General features: G+C 35.6%; 12 protein-coding genes. 6 read left to right on the top strand and 6 right to left on the bottom strand.

The window, feature by feature from the left end:
- Nucleotides 1-32 precede the first annotated feature (32 nt).
- From GQ45_RS01030 to GQ45_RS01005, 6 genes are read left to right on the top strand one after another with little or no spacing between them, the layout of a single operon-like run.
- Nucleotides 33-1,286, top strand: coding sequence for a GNAT family N-acetyltransferase (locus tag GQ45_RS01030; protein WP_047414367.1), 1,254 nt, complete (start codon nt 33-35; stop codon nt 1,284-1,286).
- Nucleotides 1,283-2,224, top strand: coding sequence for a GNAT family N-acetyltransferase (locus GQ45_RS01025; RefSeq protein WP_081980842.1), 942 nt, complete (start codon nt 1,283-1,285; stop codon nt 2,222-2,224). The genes GQ45_RS01030 and GQ45_RS01025 overlap by 4 nt, the downstream gene beginning before the upstream one ends.
- 35 nt (nt 2,225-2,259) lie before the next feature.
- Entirely contained in the window at nt 2,260-3,447 is a 1,188-nt protein-coding gene (locus tag GQ45_RS01020; RefSeq protein WP_047414365.1) for a GNAT family N-acetyltransferase, read from the top strand.
- 5 nt (nt 3,448-3,452) lie between these two features.
- Complete coding sequence (locus GQ45_RS01015; RefSeq protein WP_047414364.1) at nt 3,453-4,625, top strand: GNAT family N-acetyltransferase; 1,173 nt, start codon at nt 3,453-3,455, stop codon at nt 4,623-4,625.
- Nucleotides 4,626-4,663: 38 nt separating this feature from the next.
- On the top strand, nt 4,664-5,866 hold the full coding sequence (locus GQ45_RS01010; protein WP_047414361.1) for a GNAT family N-acetyltransferase: 1,203 nt from the start codon (nt 4,664-4,666) through the stop codon (nt 5,864-5,866).
- 20 nt (nt 5,867-5,886) lie between these two features.
- Nucleotides 5,887-7,041 carry a GNAT family N-acetyltransferase gene (locus tag GQ45_RS01005; RefSeq protein WP_047414359.1) on the top strand — a complete coding sequence of 385 codons (1,155 nt, stop codon included), beginning with the start codon at nt 5,887-5,889 and terminating at the stop codon, nt 7,039-7,041.
- A gap of 109 nt (nt 7,042-7,150) precedes the next feature.
- Here the strand turns inward: GQ45_RS01005 and GQ45_RS01000 are convergent, their stop codons facing one another.
- The 6 genes from GQ45_RS01000 to GQ45_RS00975 all read right to left on the bottom strand — a co-directional run bounded on the left by GQ45_RS01000 (nt 7,151) and on the right by GQ45_RS00975 (nt 16,482).
- Complete coding sequence (locus GQ45_RS01000; RefSeq protein ID WP_047414356.1) at nt 7,151-8,119, bottom strand: hypothetical protein; 969 nt, start codon at nt 8,117-8,119, stop codon at nt 7,151-7,153.
- A 45-nt stretch (nt 8,120-8,164) separates the two neighbouring features.
- The gene (locus tag GQ45_RS00995) at nt 8,165-9,619 is read right to left on the bottom strand and encodes an MBOAT family protein (RefSeq protein ID WP_047414354.1); all 1,455 of its coding nucleotides are present in this window, start codon (nt 9,617-9,619) and stop codon (nt 8,165-8,167) included.
- A gap of 101 nt (nt 9,620-9,720) precedes the next feature.
- Complete coding sequence (locus GQ45_RS00990; RefSeq protein WP_231555135.1) at nt 9,721-10,911, bottom strand: OmpA family protein; 1,191 nt, start codon at nt 10,909-10,911, stop codon at nt 9,721-9,723.
- A 526-nt stretch (nt 10,912-11,437) separates the two neighbouring features.
- Nucleotides 11,438-12,580, bottom strand: coding sequence for an N-acetyl-alpha-D-glucosaminyl L-malate synthase BshA (gene bshA, locus GQ45_RS00985; protein WP_047414352.1), 1,143 nt, complete (start codon nt 12,578-12,580; stop codon nt 11,438-11,440).
- Between the two features lie 143 nt (nt 12,581-12,723).
- A complete protein-coding gene (locus GQ45_RS00980) occupies nt 12,724-15,636 on the bottom strand; it encodes a glycoside hydrolase family 3 N-terminal domain-containing protein (protein ID WP_047414351.1) in 2,913 nt (970 codons plus the stop codon).
- Nucleotides 15,637-15,999: 363 nt separating this feature from the next.
- Nucleotides 16,000-16,482 (bottom strand): hypothetical protein, encoded by a 483-nt coding sequence (locus tag GQ45_RS00975; RefSeq protein WP_047414349.1) that lies wholly within the window; start codon nt 16,480-16,482, stop codon nt 16,000-16,002.
- Nucleotides 16,483-16,488: the final 6 nt, after the last annotated feature.

Raw genomic sequence — 16,488 nt, 5'->3', positions numbered from 1 at the left:
GTAATATTTAAAGCATAGATAAAATACACCTGATGATAAAACACAATCTCTTTATATCTTCTATCTTTTCAGCGATATGGCTACGCCATTTTTCGAAAGGTAAAGAAGAAGTTGTGTTTCCATGTATACCAACGCTTCAATTTGTAAAATTCCCAAAATTGCCTTTGTACAGAAATGTAGGCGGAAAAAACACCAAAGGGATAAGTTATACAATCGCTAAAGGTCAAAAACATTCACTACGTGGCAGCGTACTTTTATGTTATGACATTCATAGCTATTTTCAAGGATCCCTACCGGTTTTAGAAAAGCCTTTAAAACTAAAGAGGATTGAACAGTACCCTGGTTTCTTATCTGATTTGGAAGGGTATAACAGCGTGCAGGACTACATGCAAAAAACCCTGAGTAAAAAAAGCAAGTACCGATTTAACTTATACCAAAGAAAGCTAGAACACAGTTTTGAGATTCGTTATACCGTGTATTTCGGAACCATTACCAAGGAGACCTATGATTTTTTATTTGATACCTTTTACTTGCTTTTAAGAAAACGTTTTGACGCCAAACAGGAAACCAATAATAACTTACATCCAGACCTATGGAACTTTTATCATGAGCTTATTTATCCTATGATTTTAGATAAAAGAGCAGCCTTTTTTGTTACCTACGATCAAGAAAAGCCCATTGCCATCAGCTTACTTTTTTTCTCGGATAGCGTCGCCATTGATATTATGCGTGTGTTTGATATTGATTATGCCTCCTTTAGATTGGGAATGACGAGCATCATAAAACAATTAGAATGGTGCCTTGCACAGCAATTTAAATTTTTTGATTTTTCAAAAGGAGACTATGAATATAAAAATCGTTGGGCTACCAAAAGGTATAGCTTTGAATACCACCTATTCTATGATAGTACTTCGCTTAAAGCTACATTCCTTGCCAACGGGATCAGCTTTTATTTCACAGCCAAACAATATTTAAGAGATCTGGATCTCCATATATGGTTTCATAAGCTAACGCATCGATTAAAAAATACAAACGGCAAAAAAAACTCTTTAACTAAACCTCAATTTAAAGCGGTATCTAGCACCATACTAGGGGATAATTATACGGCAATCAGCATCTCTAGCTTAAAGGAGTCGCACTTGAAAAAAACACTGATTGATTTTCTCTACCAAAACTCTGAAAAATTATCAGATCTGCAAGTTTTTCGCTCTAAAACAGAAGCCAATAGCTATGCCATCAAAGGAAAAAAAAATACGGCAATTTTTACAATCCCGAAGCACCAATGATGGATACCTACACGACACAAAAGTCATCTAATTTTATTTTTAGCCTGTATGTAAATCAAACAGTAGCTTCGTTTTTTGCTAAAGGTTTAAAAAATAAACTAACGGGACAGTATTTGAACCCTACCCCTACTTTTGCTGTCGCTGAAGATAAAAAGTATGTGGTGAAAAATATTCCAGATTATCTGGATCTAGACAATAATAACACACATCTTGGTGCTATAACATATACCGATGTACCTCAATACAAAGGTTTTTTATTAAATTTTCAAAACATCACAACACCAGAAGACTACCTTTTAAAACATTTAAATAAAAGAAATCGAAAAAATTTAAAACAAAAACACCAGCAATTGTTGAGAGAACACAGCATTAAAACGCAGTGGTATTTTGGTGCTATGACTGAAGATAGCTATACCAAAATTTTTGATGCCTTTTATGGCTTACTAAAAAAAAGGTTTAACGAAAAAAAAATGAACAACCGGTATTTAAAAAACTGGGCAGCCTTAGAAACCACAACCTATGCTAAAATATTCACCAAAAAAGCATCCCTATTTGTTATTTATGACAAAAACACACCCATTAGCATTACGCTAAATTTTCATATCAACGACGTGGTTTTTAGTCATATCCAAACCTATGATATTGCCTATTCACACTACAATATGGGGGACATCAGCATGTGGCACCATGTACAGTGGTGCATACAAAACAAAATCACGATCTTTGACTTATCGATGGGCGAAACCTATAACAAAGTAAAATGGAGTAATCACGAGTATCTGTTCTACCATCGTATTTATTACCAATCCGCTTCTTTGCTTGAACAAGGATGGGCTCAATTTCAGATAATAAAATATAAATGGCTACAGCAGCTTAGAGATAAGCATATCATCGGTGGTCGTTTTTCCTTAGACAAATTACTATTTAAATTCCATTAAATACCCATGGTCACAACCCGAAGAACTTAGCATACATGCCAAACTATATAGACTTTTTAGATCTTATTTTAAAACCGGAAGAGTTTGCTTTATATTTTAAGGAATTAAAAAATAAAAGTACAGATACTCAGCTTTATGGCAGCCTAGAAGTACCCGTAAAACCAGATACACAAAAGGTTCAACTAGTTTTTGATATTCCTGATTACCTTAATGTAAAATGGCACTCGAACTACAAAAAAACTAAAATAAAAAAATTAAACACCTATACGGGGTCCATGATTACTTTAAATAAGTATGGTAATCTAGCTAGTTATTTAAAAAACAATTTTAGTCCTAAAAAAAGAGCACAATTCAGAACGTACAAAAAAAGGTTAGAAACATGTTTTAATATTTCATACAAAGTATATTATGGAGCCATTACCAAAGAAGAATACAATCGCTTGTTTGCTATTTTTCCAAAACTTATAAAAAAACGTTTTGACCTTATAGGTAAAAATCATCACGATTTGTCCGTTTGGGATCGCTATGAACAAAATAGCTTTGCCCTTATTAATGCTAAAAAAGCATGCCTCTTTGTTATTTATGATGAAGATAAACCCATTAGTATTGCTTTAAACCCTGTATTAGGCAAAGTGATGTATGGGTATGTGAGAACCTTTGATGCGGATTACGCCAAATTTTATTTGGGTTTTACTGATCTTTTTTTTCAATTAGAGTGGTGCTACCAAAACCAAATAGAAATTTATGATCTTTTAAAAGGAACCTATGATTACAAAAGCAAAATCACAGACCATATTTATTTTTTTAATAAATACCTAATATATGACGCTAGCTCTTTCGTGGCAAGGTTCACGGCCTTATACTATAGCTTTAAAAATCAAGCTTTTTATACCTTGGTGAAAGGACTCAAGAGGCTTCATGTACATACCGCCTACCATCGATACCTACACCATAAAGAACAGAAAAAGCAGGAGCAACAAAAAGCCAAGCTGAGCTGGGAAACAGAACAAAACATAACCTTTGAAAGCTTAAGAATTGCGCGTAAAATTGATTGGAGAGCAGAAGACTTTGACTTTCTAAGGCGGCCTATTTACGATTTTTTATATACCAGTAAAGATGGTAGTCATGATCTTGAAGTATTTGAGCTTTCAGAGGCTAAAAACGCCTTTGCCATCAAAGGAAAAAGCAGCATTCAAAAAATTAATTTCACGATAACGGCCTAAACCCCATGGAGAAATTACAGCCTATTCTATTTTTAAAAGCCCTATTCGAGAATTTTGATTTCTCTCCATGGTATCAGCGTATTCGCTATAAAAAGCAAGTAATTTTTAGCGCTAAACCCTTTATAAATGCTGCAGATGTTATTATCATAAAAGATATACCCGACTATTTAAGCCTAGAGCCATCCACAAACAAAGACTATACATGGCTGAAAGTAAACACCTTAAAAGGGCATAGCATTCAGGTAGAACAATACTCAACCCTAGAAAAGTACTTAGCGGCTAATTTTAGTGCAAAAAGCAGGTCTAACTTAAGACGGTACACCAAGAGGTTAGAAACTTGTTTTAACATTCGGTACGAGTGCTATTGGGGAAGTATTCCTAAAGAAGAATACCATACCCTATTCAAGGCCTTAAACAAATTATTAGTAAAAAGGTTTGCTCAAAAAAAAGAAGTAAATTATGAATTACAACATTTAGCCGATTTTGAAGCGAAAATCTATGCGCAACTACGAAACAAAGAAGCTGCACTCTATGTAATTTACCATCATCATGAGCCCATAAGCATACGCATTAATATGATCAAAGAAAACCTTGGCTTTTATATGATGAGTGCTTACGATATTGACTACGCGAAATTTCACTTGGGCAGTATTGATATGATGAAGAATATAGGGTGGTGCATTGAACATAACATGCTGAGCTATGATCTTTTAAAGGGCTACGACTATTACAAAAAAAACTGGATGACGCAAAGCTTTGACTATTACAATCATATTATTTACAACCATAAAAATAGTATGGCTCGCCTTTATGCGAACTATGTGAAGCTTAAAACCCAAATGCTATACCTAGGCTATTACGGCTTAAAGAAAATTAATGCAGACCTTTATTATAAAAGTTTAAAACAATTCTGGTATACGCTAAGTGCTCAAAACAAAAAGGAACAAGAGCTATTGGTGATCGATGCCTTGCCTTTTGAGCCATCAACAGGGATTGAAATTAAGCTTATGCAGGGAGTAAAATATGAGCATTTAAAAAAAATAATATTCGACTTTTTATTTAACTCACAGCAATCTTTAGATGAAATTAGCATATTTGAAGCAAAAGAAACCCAAGACCATTATCAGGTGATAGGCAAAAAAACATCCTATGCCTTCATAGTAAAAACGAGAAAATAGTAAATTTTATAAAAACTAAGATACAGGTACTTTACAATATGGCTAAGACCACAAGAACACCACGACGCTTTTCTTTTTTCCTTGATCTTTTTTTTAAGGAACAGTCTTTTCCGTTTTTTATACAAAAAGTAAAAAATGAATACCTGAATACCGTCCTATACGAACAGCAAGAAGCTTTGGTAAAAACGGCCGACTTTAGCCTTACAACCATCTATGACTTTCCAAACTATTTAAGCCTATCCCTGCCAAAGGATCAGCTTGCTTTAAAACAATTGACAGCGCCTTTATACCCGGGCTATTTGGCCGATTTAAGAACACATACTTCTGCTGACGACTATATTTTACACCAAGTGGGTAAAGCCCGAAGCTCAAAGCTCAGAAGACATCAAAACCGTTTAGACCTTTGTCTGGAGCCCACCTATACCATGTATTACGGGGCTATCGACAAAACCGAGTACGACCGCTTGTTCACGATTTTAAAACAAATGACAGCCCTTAGGTTTCGTCAAAAAAATGAAAATAATTTTGAATTGCCCTATTTAGACTATTACCAAGACATTATGTTTACCATGGTGTTAGAGAAAAGGGCTGCCATTTATGTTATTTACGATGTGCTAAAACCCATAAATATTACCCTAAATTTTTTAAATGGAAAAACGCTGCTCCATTTTAATAGCTGTTTTGATATTGACTATGGCATGTTTAATTTGGGCCACTTAAATACCATAAAACATTTGCGTTGGTGTTACGATAATAAGCTGCACTTATTTGATATGGGAAGGGGTGATTTTTTTCATAAGAGGCAATGGATTAATACGACCTACACCTATGAAAAACACATTATTTATCATGTAAAGAATCCCTTGGCGAAGCTAAAAGCCCAAGCAGAAGTAGCACAAACCCTACTTAGGCACCAACTCATTGCTTCCCTAAAAAAAATAAAGTTTCATATTTTATATGGTCAAATGCGTAAAGCGCTGTATAGAATAAGACAGCCTAAAGAAAGCGAAAAACCTACCTATACGGTACTGGAAGGGCATGTGATCAACAATGCCTCAGACCTAGTAAAAATACCTTATGATGTAGCTCCTTATACCCACCTTATTTTTTATGTAAATGCATTTCTTCATAAAAATTTTGAGCTAAAAAAAAATTGTCAGGTGTATCAAAATAGGACCTCCGAAAATACGTTTATTATAAAAGGAAAGAAAAACATTCAGCAACTAGTAGTATCTAATTAAAAATAAGAATCCCAAGCTTCATGGCATCAAAACAACATATAGTGTTTAACACGCATCTTATAAAAGGGGAAGCATTGCCTGATTTTTTTACTGATATTGACTATTATGGAAGAGAAGTAAGCCTTAGAAACTCGTACACAGCAGACCCTAAGTTGGTCTATTCCATGTCATTAGTCCCCTCTTACTTTAAGCTGCAAACCACTGATGCGAAAATAGAGCACCAAATCATACCACAAGAGAATTGGGGTTATGCCATACATTTAAATTCAGAAAGCACAATTGACAGCTATCTTGAGAACCAATTTAAATACAAGTACCGAAGTATTATCCGACGGTTTGTAAATCGTTTAGAAGCTAGTTTTAACATCAATTATGCCCTGTATTATGGAGAAATTTCTGAAGAAAAATACCATTTTCTTATGGATGCTTTAGAGCGAATGATCCAGAATAGGTTTGCAGAACGCAATGAAAAACACAAAGACATCGCCCAGTGGCTGAGCTATAAAAAAACAAGCTTTGCTAAAATAAACAACAAACAAGCATCCTTATTCGTCATCTATAACGAAAACGAGCCTATAGAAATTTCGTTAAATTATCATTTTGATAAAATTTTATTTAGTGCCATGTCTTCCTACGATATTGATTACTCTAAATTTGGGTTAGGCCATATTGAGATTTACAAACAAGTAGAATGGTGTGCAAATAATAAGTACCTTTTATTTGAAATGGGCGTTGGAGGTATGGATTACAAACGTCGTTGGAGCAATGCCATCTATAGGTTTCAACATCATATTATGTTTTCAAAAAGCCATGCTGCCACAAGATTTTTAGGTATGTTGGAAGCAAAAAAAATACAACTTAAAGAGTATTTAAAAGCCAAAAAATTGAACGAAATACTACCCGAACTAAGGCGCAAATTTCACAGAGAAAAAGATACCGTATCCCCAATTGATCTAGGGACTATAGACAATAGAAACCATACCACAGTCCACAAAAAATCCATTGAAATTAATATACACGATGTAGCCTTTAAGTATTTAAAAAGATATACATATGATTTTTTATACACTGCTTTAGAAAAAAGTAGTGAGGTAAAAATTTATCAGCTAAGCCTAAATGAGTTTCTAATCCAAGGCAACAAAAAACAACAAAGACTGCGCCTCACCAAACCCTAATATACCCCACTGTGGTCTGTTTAGTGAAGGTGCCATATAAACCATGTGTCTAACTAAAAACTGCATGTGCTATAAAATAGGGAATGGCAAGCAAAGCCCCAATTGACTACTATCGCCTATTCTTTAAGAGTTTGGCTATTTTTTGAGCCACGATTTCTCGACCATTATTGTTCCAATGATGGTCATAAATAAGCGTGGTATTTTTTGCCGAACTTTTTAATTCCTCACCAATAGTAATGTACTTTAGCCTGTTATCATTTAAATACTGGATAAAACGAGTAGGCGTCACTGTTTCATCAATTAAAAAATAAAATTTCTCCTTATCAAAGCCATATAAACTCATAAGTGATTCTAGATTTTCAATGTTTCTTTTAAGTAATTCCTCGTCCTTCGCCTGCACACTAGAAGTATCAGGAGTACTAGATTTTATTGGTGGCACAGGATTTACCATTAAATTTCGAGTCGTATTGATGAAATCTTGAATAGGAGAAAATACACCAATGCTTTTCCCATACACCAATAATTTACTTTTTTTAATTAAATTGTTTAATGGTGATTCTAACGCTAAGCGATAGCCCTCAACCTCATAAATAGGTCTAGTTAAATCATTGTTGTATTTAAGTCCTAATACCACAAGGTCTATCAACTTAAATTGATCGCGATATTGATGAATTAGATGTAACTGATCAGCCATGTCGTAGCCTGCGTAGCCATATTCATAAACTTCGATACCGGGTATTTTGTTTTCAATTTTTTTTCCAATAGACTGGTAATAATTCTGATGAAACCCTTCAATAAAAGAATCCCCTACCAAAGCAAGCTCAAAACCCTCTCGGCTAGGGTTAAATTCTCGGTACGAATTATACCCAGATGCATTAATATGATAGGCTGAAAAATTTTGTCTTCTATTTCCGGTAACGGCATAGCCGTTTTGATTTGGCATCCATTTTTCTACCTTGTTTTCATCAAGGTATCTGTTAGGTGTATCTTTTGCTAAATGAAAAACCCGAACCCAAATTTCTAGGGCTATGAGCAAAAGAATAGTATATATGCTTATTTTAAAAACTAACTTTTTCATAACGCTATCTTCTTTTCTTACTAGTAAACAGTTTCTTTTCTGCTTTTAAAATTGAAAATAAATAAAGGATCTATCAACGCCATCATCGTAAAACAATAACATCGAAAGTACCACTAAAGAATATACAAAAAATCGCACATATTTATTTTTAAAAGCAAAGGGACTACGTTCGTTTTTCCGTATAAGGTATTCATAAAATACAAAAACAAGCACCAGAATATAGTAATCTAACATTCTATATCCCATAGGATGCAGGTAGGCTTCGTAACTAAAGTCGCTTACTATTCGGTGAATAAAGTTAAAGGCGTCTGTAATAGAAGCTGACCTAAAGAAAATCCTTGAAAAAGTAACAATTCCGAAGGTTAAGAGTACCTGAAAAATTTCTGTTAAAGAGGGCAACAGACTATTTTGGCCAACAACACTATTCTTGTATACTGTATTTCTACCCATTAAAAATACGGGAATAAATGCTAAGGCATGAAAGCCTCCCCAAAATATAAAGGTCCAATTGGCACCATGCCAAAAACCACTGACCAAAAATATAATACAAATATTGCGAATAGATTTTATTTTACTAACTCTTGAGCCTCCCAATGGAATATAGACATAATGTCTAAACCAAGTTGATAGTGATACATGCCAACGTTGCCAATATTCCGCAACGTTTCTAGAGAAATTAGGAAATTTAAAATTAGACATCAACTCAATCCCAAACAATTTAGCGGTACCAATGGCGATATCAGAATAGCCACTAAAATCGCCATACACTTGAAAACTAAACAAGGTTACCCCCAAAACTAAGGTAGATGCTGGGTAGTGCATATGATTAGCAAATATATCGTCTACGATAGGCGCCAGAGAATCGGCTATAACCATTTTTTTAAATAAGCCCCAAAGAATAAGTTTTAGACCCGCAGTGATTTGAGGAATATGTAATATTCGTTTTTGAGTTATTTGACCTAATAGATTAGAAGCCCTTTCAATAGGTCCTGCCACCAACTGTGGAAAGAAAGCAACAAAGGTGGCAAAGGATAGAAAGTCTTTTGTTGGTTTTATTCTTTTGTAATAGATATCAAGCGAATAAGACATCGTCTGAAAAGTATAAAAAGAAATACCCACGGGTAAAATAATTTGAAGGGTCCAGGTACTTTTAATCGAGTACCCTAAAATTTCAAACAAATCTATAAATGAATCGGTAAAAAAATTAAAATATTTAAAAAAACCTAATAAAGAGAGATTAAAAAAAACGCTTACCCAAAGCCAATATTTTTTAAACTGAGGTTTTTCTGCATTTTTATCAATTTGGATGCCTACAAAATAGTCAACAAGCGTGCTTGCTAAAATTAAAAACAGAAATCGCCAATCCCAAAGTCCATAAAAAAAGTAACTCGCTATAAGAACGAGTCCATTCTGTACTTTTAAACTCTTTTTAAAAACATACCAATACAATAGGAATACAACCGGTAAAAAAATGGCAAAAGCTAAGGAATTAAATAACATTAAATAGCTGGTTTGGTTATCTACTTTTTAGTTCAGCTCCCTGCAACAGGAGTTTATCAAATTTTTTAGTCAATCAAGACTGTTTTTTTTATAAGAAAAATTTATTCAAAAATGACTTTAAATTCCGATCTCCTATTTATTTTATGCTTGCTTTCTGTACAATAGGTATGGTCGTCACACTCATTCAACAATCCGTTCTCTCCCGCTGCGTTGGGTATAAGTCGATCACTTTCAATTCCTTTTTGAACCAGATAGTCTATGGTTCTTTGCGCCCGCCGCTCTGAAAGCCATCTATTGTAATTTTCAGCACCTCTGGAATCCGTAAAAGACGAAACTTGTAATTTCACTTGAGGCTTGTCTTCTAATAATTGCACTAATTTCGTTAAAATAAGTTTAGCAGCGCTGGTCAAATACGAAGAATTCAGGTCAAAGTACACATTTCCAAGGGCATTTATGTCATTTTCGAAGGCATCACGCTCATTTCTTAGTTTTTCTTGAGCTGCCTCAGCTAGTCGTTTTTGCTCTCGCTCTTGGGCAATCTGTGCTGCTAATAGTTTTGCTTGTTGATCACTTTGGGCTTGGGCAATGGAATCGTTTCTTCTATTTTGTTCGGTTTCTAAAGCTTCTAATAGCGCTAATTTCTCTTTCCCCTTAGGGCTTAACTCTTTTTCTATAGCCAACTGATAGACCACACCAACAGCATGTTGCAAGTGATTGGTAGCATCCGTAGTCATGCTCCATTTCCCAGACGAATTAAAGTCTAAACCAAAACGATCTGAAAACCAAGTTCTAAAGCCAATGACAGCGTTATAGGTGCCTCTGCCTTGATCGTTGGCTTGGGTATATCCAAGACCTACGCCTACATAAGGGTCAAAAAAACCTGTTTTACCCACTAACTTATTTAAGTCATAGCTGAGCCTAGTATCCATCGCATAATAGGTCTTATCTTCATTTAAAATAAGGCCATCCACTCTTTTACCAGCCTTATAGGTATTGTAGCTAGCAATCGCTTCCACACCTAGACCACTTTTAAAATACCTACCAATACTCAATCTTGAGGGATAGGGAACAGCATGCCAGGTTTCTTTTACATCAAACAAGGCATCAAAGGCATCACCCGAATCATCAACGATGTTAGTACCTATGCCGAGGATCCAAGAACTTGATATTATAGAATCTTGTGAGCTTAAGACAAGTTCTTCTTGTTCCTGTGCGTAAGCAATATTTAAACTCATTAAAAAAGCAAACGGAATAACTGTAATTCTTTTAAAGTACATAATTCTAAACATCATAAGACTTGAGATTTCAAAGATAGCTCGAACTATAAGGAGACTTCAGCAAAGCTCCTTGAAAGGCTATAAAAATCGATATAAAGTTTTAATGCTTTTACTGCATTTAATGTAACAATAGAAATAGTGTGAAAATGTAACAATGGAGTTAATGTAGTAATGGGGTTAATGTAATAATATAACAATTGGCAAATTTATTAAACTACTACCCTGTACCCTCTAAAAACTACCTACTGTTTTAAAGAAACAATGATTGATTTGAAGATATGTTGATGTTTGGATTTGAGGATTTGGTTTATGTGAAAAGTGTAATCATGAAAATTAGAGAACGTAAACTTCTACATTCTAAAACCAACTGCTTTTTTAATTGCCCCTTGGAAGGAGGACTAAGGGGGTTGTTTTAACTGATTATACTTACAAACTAGACAAATAAGTAATTAGTGAAAATAAGTAATCTACTTCCCTTGTAGGGATTAAGGGTTGACTTTTTTTTACGACCCTCTACCCTCTAAAAACTAATCACTACCCACTAATGCATATTCTTAAACCTGGATTGTAGTGCTTTTTCGTAAACGGCTTCGTATAAGGGAAGAATATTTTTGATATCAAAGCGCTGTGCGTTTTCAAAGGCATTCTCTTTAAATCTTGTTAAGACCGCATCATCGGACAATATCTTTATCGCATTTTCTGACATTTCATTGACGTTGCCCACATCACTTAAATACCCTGTAACACCCTGAATATTTACTTCTGGGATACCCCCTGCATTACTAGAGATCACTGGAGTTTTATTGATCATCGCCTCTAAAGCAGCCAAGCCAAAACTTTCAGTCTCTGAGGGCAGTAAAAATAAGTCCGAAAAACACAAAATTTTATCTATTTCATTGCTATTGCCTACAAAGATTACTTTATCTGTGATGCCATATTCTTCGCATAAAATTTCAGCTTTTTCTTTTTCAGGACCTTCCCCGACCATCACCAATTTTGAAGGTATTTTCTTTTGAATTTTATTGAAGATTTTAACCACATCGGGAATGCGTTTTACCTTTCTAAAATTACTGATGTGTGTAATGATTTTTTCATCATCCTTAGCCATTAAACCACGCTGACAATCGGTAAAGTCGACCTTAAATTTTGAGGTTTCTATAAAATTAGGGATGACTTCAATAGTATTTTCTATCGTAAATAAGTCTAGGGTTGCTTCTTTTAAATTTTCAGACACAGAGGTGACCACATCTGATTTATTAATGCTAAAGGTAACGGCTGGTTTATAAAAAGGGTGCTTGCCCACCAAGGTAATATCTGTTCCGTGCAAGGTGGTGATCATAGGAATAAAAATACCTTCTTCTTGTAGCATTTTCTTCGCCATATACCCTGCGTAAGCATGTGGAATGGCATAATGTACATGTAGAACATCAATCCCATACAACTTTACCGTATCTACTAATTTACTAGAAAGTGCAAGCTCGTAAGGCTGGTAGTGAAACAATGCGTATTCAGGAACATGAACTTCATGAAAAAAAATGTTGTTATTCAATAACTCCAAACGCACCGGTTGCTTATAGGTAACAAAGTGAATTTCGTGCCCTCTTTCGGCAAGCGCTATTCCTAGTTCGGTAGCAACTACACCACTACCTCCAAAAGTTGGGTAACAAACTATGGCAATCTTCATACATTTAAATTTTTTAAAGCTTTAGGTTAAAGGCTATATGCTTTAGGCTTCAGGCATGTCTTAAGTTGAAATTCAACATAAAACCATCCAATTTTTTTTGTGAGTCGAGGGAACACCAACTACATTACAATCAAAAATAACTATTATTTTTCAATAGCATCATAAATGGCTTTTTGAATTCGCGTTCTTAAGCCCGATTTTATTAAAAGCGTATTGCTTGCCGTGGGGTAGGTTCTGTTGGATAAAAAAACATACACCAATTGCTCTTCAGGATCGGCCCAAGTAAATGTGCCGGTAAAACCGCTGTGTCCAAAACTTTTTTGAGAAACGCAACCGCAGGTCGGTGCGCCCGTTTTTGAATCGGGCTTATCAAAACCTACGCCTCTACGTACATTTTCATTACAAAAATAACAGGTATTAAATTTTGCTATGGTTCTTGAATTCATAAAGCGATGGCCACCATACACCCCTCCTTGCAAATACATTTGCATCATTTTGGCAACATCATTGGCATTGCTAAATAACCCGGCATGCCCTCCTACTCCGCCTTGCATCGCTGCTCCCATATCATGCACATAGCCTTGCACTCGTTCATACCTAAAATAAGTGTCTTCCTCCGAAGGTATTATTTGTTCTATAGGGAACTTCTCTAAAGGATTATAAGTCATGGTGGTTGCCCCTAAAGGACCGTAAAACAAACGATCAGCTATCGCATCTTGTTTTTCACCATACACCTCTTCGATGTATTTATGAAAAACAAAATAGCCAATATCACTGTAGCGGTATCGGTTCGATTTTAAGTCTTGCCGCCCAATTCTGTTGTAAATAGAATCTTTATAGGCATCGATTAAGTATAGTTTTTCTGAAACTTTTATAGAATAGCCTTTTAAAGGTTTATCGCGGTAAAAATCACCCGAAGGCTTACGATTTTCATCTAAAGTACTGAGGTAAAAAGCAATCCATGCTGGTAAACGACCATAATGCGATAGGGCTTTTAACACCGTAACATTGTTTATTTCTGTGTCAGCATACGCGGGTACTAACTCTTTGAAGGTTTGGTTTAAGGATAGTGTGCCTTTTTCTTCCATTTGCATTAAAATGGGTAGCGTACCTAGTATTTTGGTTAAGGAGGCTAAATCAAATAGCGCATCGGTAGTGAGTGCTGTTTTTGCATCATACGTAGCCTTTCCAAAGGCTTTGTGGTATACGATTTTACCCTTGCGCGCTACCAATACTTGAGCCCCAGGAAACATTAGGGAATCTAAACCGTTCTGCACCAAACCGTCCACCATTGCTAATTTAGTAGAACTCATGCCTACCCGCTCGGGTAAACTATACCCTAAGCGTGCAATACCATCGAAAGATATACTGGTATGTACCGGCAATTTAGGATGCGCACTTACGGGAAGTTTACCTTTGGCTGCAACAGCTCCAAATAGGAGTTGTGCTGCTTTCTGCTGCGCTATACGGCTATTTTGATAGGCAACCACAATACCATCAATAGCCTCTAGGCTATCGATGGCTAATAGTGCATAGGGTTTTGCAAATTCTACGAGAATGGTATTGGAGCTTCTAAGTTCGGAAATTGCTTTTAGGCTGGCCAATTCTTCTTTGGTATAGGCATAAGGTTTCCATGGACTGTCATTATTTTTATGATGCCCAATAATGACGACATTATAGGCCGATATGCTACTGGTAAAAGAAGTAATGTTCGACATGTTAATCGGCGTAACTTCTGTATACTTATTTAATTCTTCTAAAAAAGCATCATGAGGATCATCACCTAGTTTTATATAGGCGATTTTCTTCGTCTCTAGTTTTTTAATCGGTAAAATTGAAACCTCATTTTTGACTACCGTAATCGCATTTTCAATAGCCTCTTCATAGATTACATCATTTTCTAAACTATTTAAATCAGCATATAAATCTTGTAAAACAATAGGGCTGTAGCGATGCAGACCTGCTTTATATTTGCCTTGTAAAATTTTCTTTACGGAAGTCGACAAGCGGTTTTCTGTTATTCTACCTTCTTGGACCGCTTTCAATAGGCGCGCTTTTGCACTGACCACATCTTTGGGCATTAATAAAATATCATTACCTGCTATAAAGGCGGCAAGTTCTATATCTCCCGGCTTTTTTGGATCCCCAACACCACTCATGTTTAAAGCATCGGTAAACACCAAGCCCTTAAACCCCATTTCCTCCTTTAGGATTCCTGATATAATTTGTTCGGACAAAGAAGAAGGCACTTTTTTCTGCATTTCTAAACTGGGCACACTTAAATGGGCAACCATAATAGAGCTGATACCTTCCTGTATTAATTTTTTAAAAGGATAGAGTTCAATACTATCTAACCGCGCCCTTGAAAAAGTTATTTGTGGTAGGGCCTTATGAGAATCTACCGACGTATCCCCATGACCTGGAAAATGTTTTCCACTCGATAAGACCGATTCGCTCTCCATACCCTTCATAAATGCAATGGCATTTTTTACCACATTATCACGATCTTCTCCGAAAGAGCGGTTCCCGATGATGGGGTTTTCTGGATTGGTATTGATATCAAGATCGGGCGCAAAATTAATATGCACACCCAAGCGCTTGGCGTGCTTGCCAATCTGCTTTCCTACTTTTTCAACAATACTACTGTCTTTTATAGCCCCTAAGGTCATATTCCAAGGGAAGGCATAGGTAGAATCTAACCTCATGGCCAAGCCCCATTCTGCATCCATCGCAATCATCAAGGGAATTTTGGAAGCTTCTTGATAGCTATTGGTTAATTTGGCTTGACGAACTGGTCCTCCGTTTGAAAAAATTACACCGCCAATATGTTCTTCACTGATTAATTTTTTGATGTTATCTGTGCTCGCCTTACTCTGGTTAGAAGCCACACTAAGCATAAAAAGCTGCCCTAACTTTTCATCAAGTGACATCGCCTTATAGGTACTATCGACCCATTGTTTTTGAGCCATACTGTCTTTTGTGACTAAAGGATTTTTTTGTGCCAAAAGAAAAAAGCACTTAAAAAATATAAAAATGATCAAAAACTTTCTAAACATATAATTTAGTTCTATTCTAAAGGTTACCAAAAATAATACCTTTTATTGCATTTTATCGATGTTTGGCTTTAAAATTGGGGATGAATACCCTTTACAAGTTGACATGGTTAGTATAACAATAAATCTTTTCCCTTTGTATTTCAGTTTTAAAAAAAACTACAGCTAGGGCGATGCCTTGCTTTTCAAGAGTCCATGGAAAAACAACTCATTTCTTTTCTATTGCAGTAAATTCTTTCCACCACTAGTTTTCGAAAGCTGTAAAGGGGTTCACTACGGTTTAAACAAAGAAAAAGGTCTTTTAATAGTAAGACTTCTCCCGTAGATCCTCATGCAAAAGAAAGCTTTTTGAGCTAGGCCCAAAAATTACATAAACCTATTATGCCAGCTTTCTTCCGCAGGCACTTCCCAATGGTTTAAATACTCTTCTTTATTGGTGACCAAATTGTTAAAAACGATGGTGTTTTTTGATACGGATTTGTTTTTTGCCATGGCCTTAAAATCAAGAAGCGTTTTATAAGCCACAAATTCTCCTTGCTTGTAAGACACGTTCATTTTATCGAGCAAATCAATATTATACTTTTTTTCTAAACCTTGAATAAACCTTACAGATGCATCAATAGAGCATCCTGTGGCTCCTTGACGCTGTTGGTCCAAGCCAATAACGATAAAGCGATTATAGGGAAGTTCATACCCTGCATTTAAATCACTACCGTGTGCAGTCCAATCCTGTAAAAAAGCTTTGATTGCCTCGTTCACTTCAACCAATTCGGTCTCAGAAAAACTTCTGCTCGATTGGTATATCCAAACTCTTGATTCTTCCGGTAAGCTTGCAAAATCTACTAACATAGTCTT

Origin of the sequence: Cellulophaga sp. Hel_I_12, from assembly GCF_000799565.1 — a bacterium.
Lineage (GTDB): Bacteria > Bacteroidota > Bacteroidia > Flavobacteriales > Flavobacteriaceae > Cellulophaga.
The sequence above is the reverse complement of the archived record's forward strand: the minus strand, read 5'-3'. Positions and strand labels throughout refer to the sequence as shown.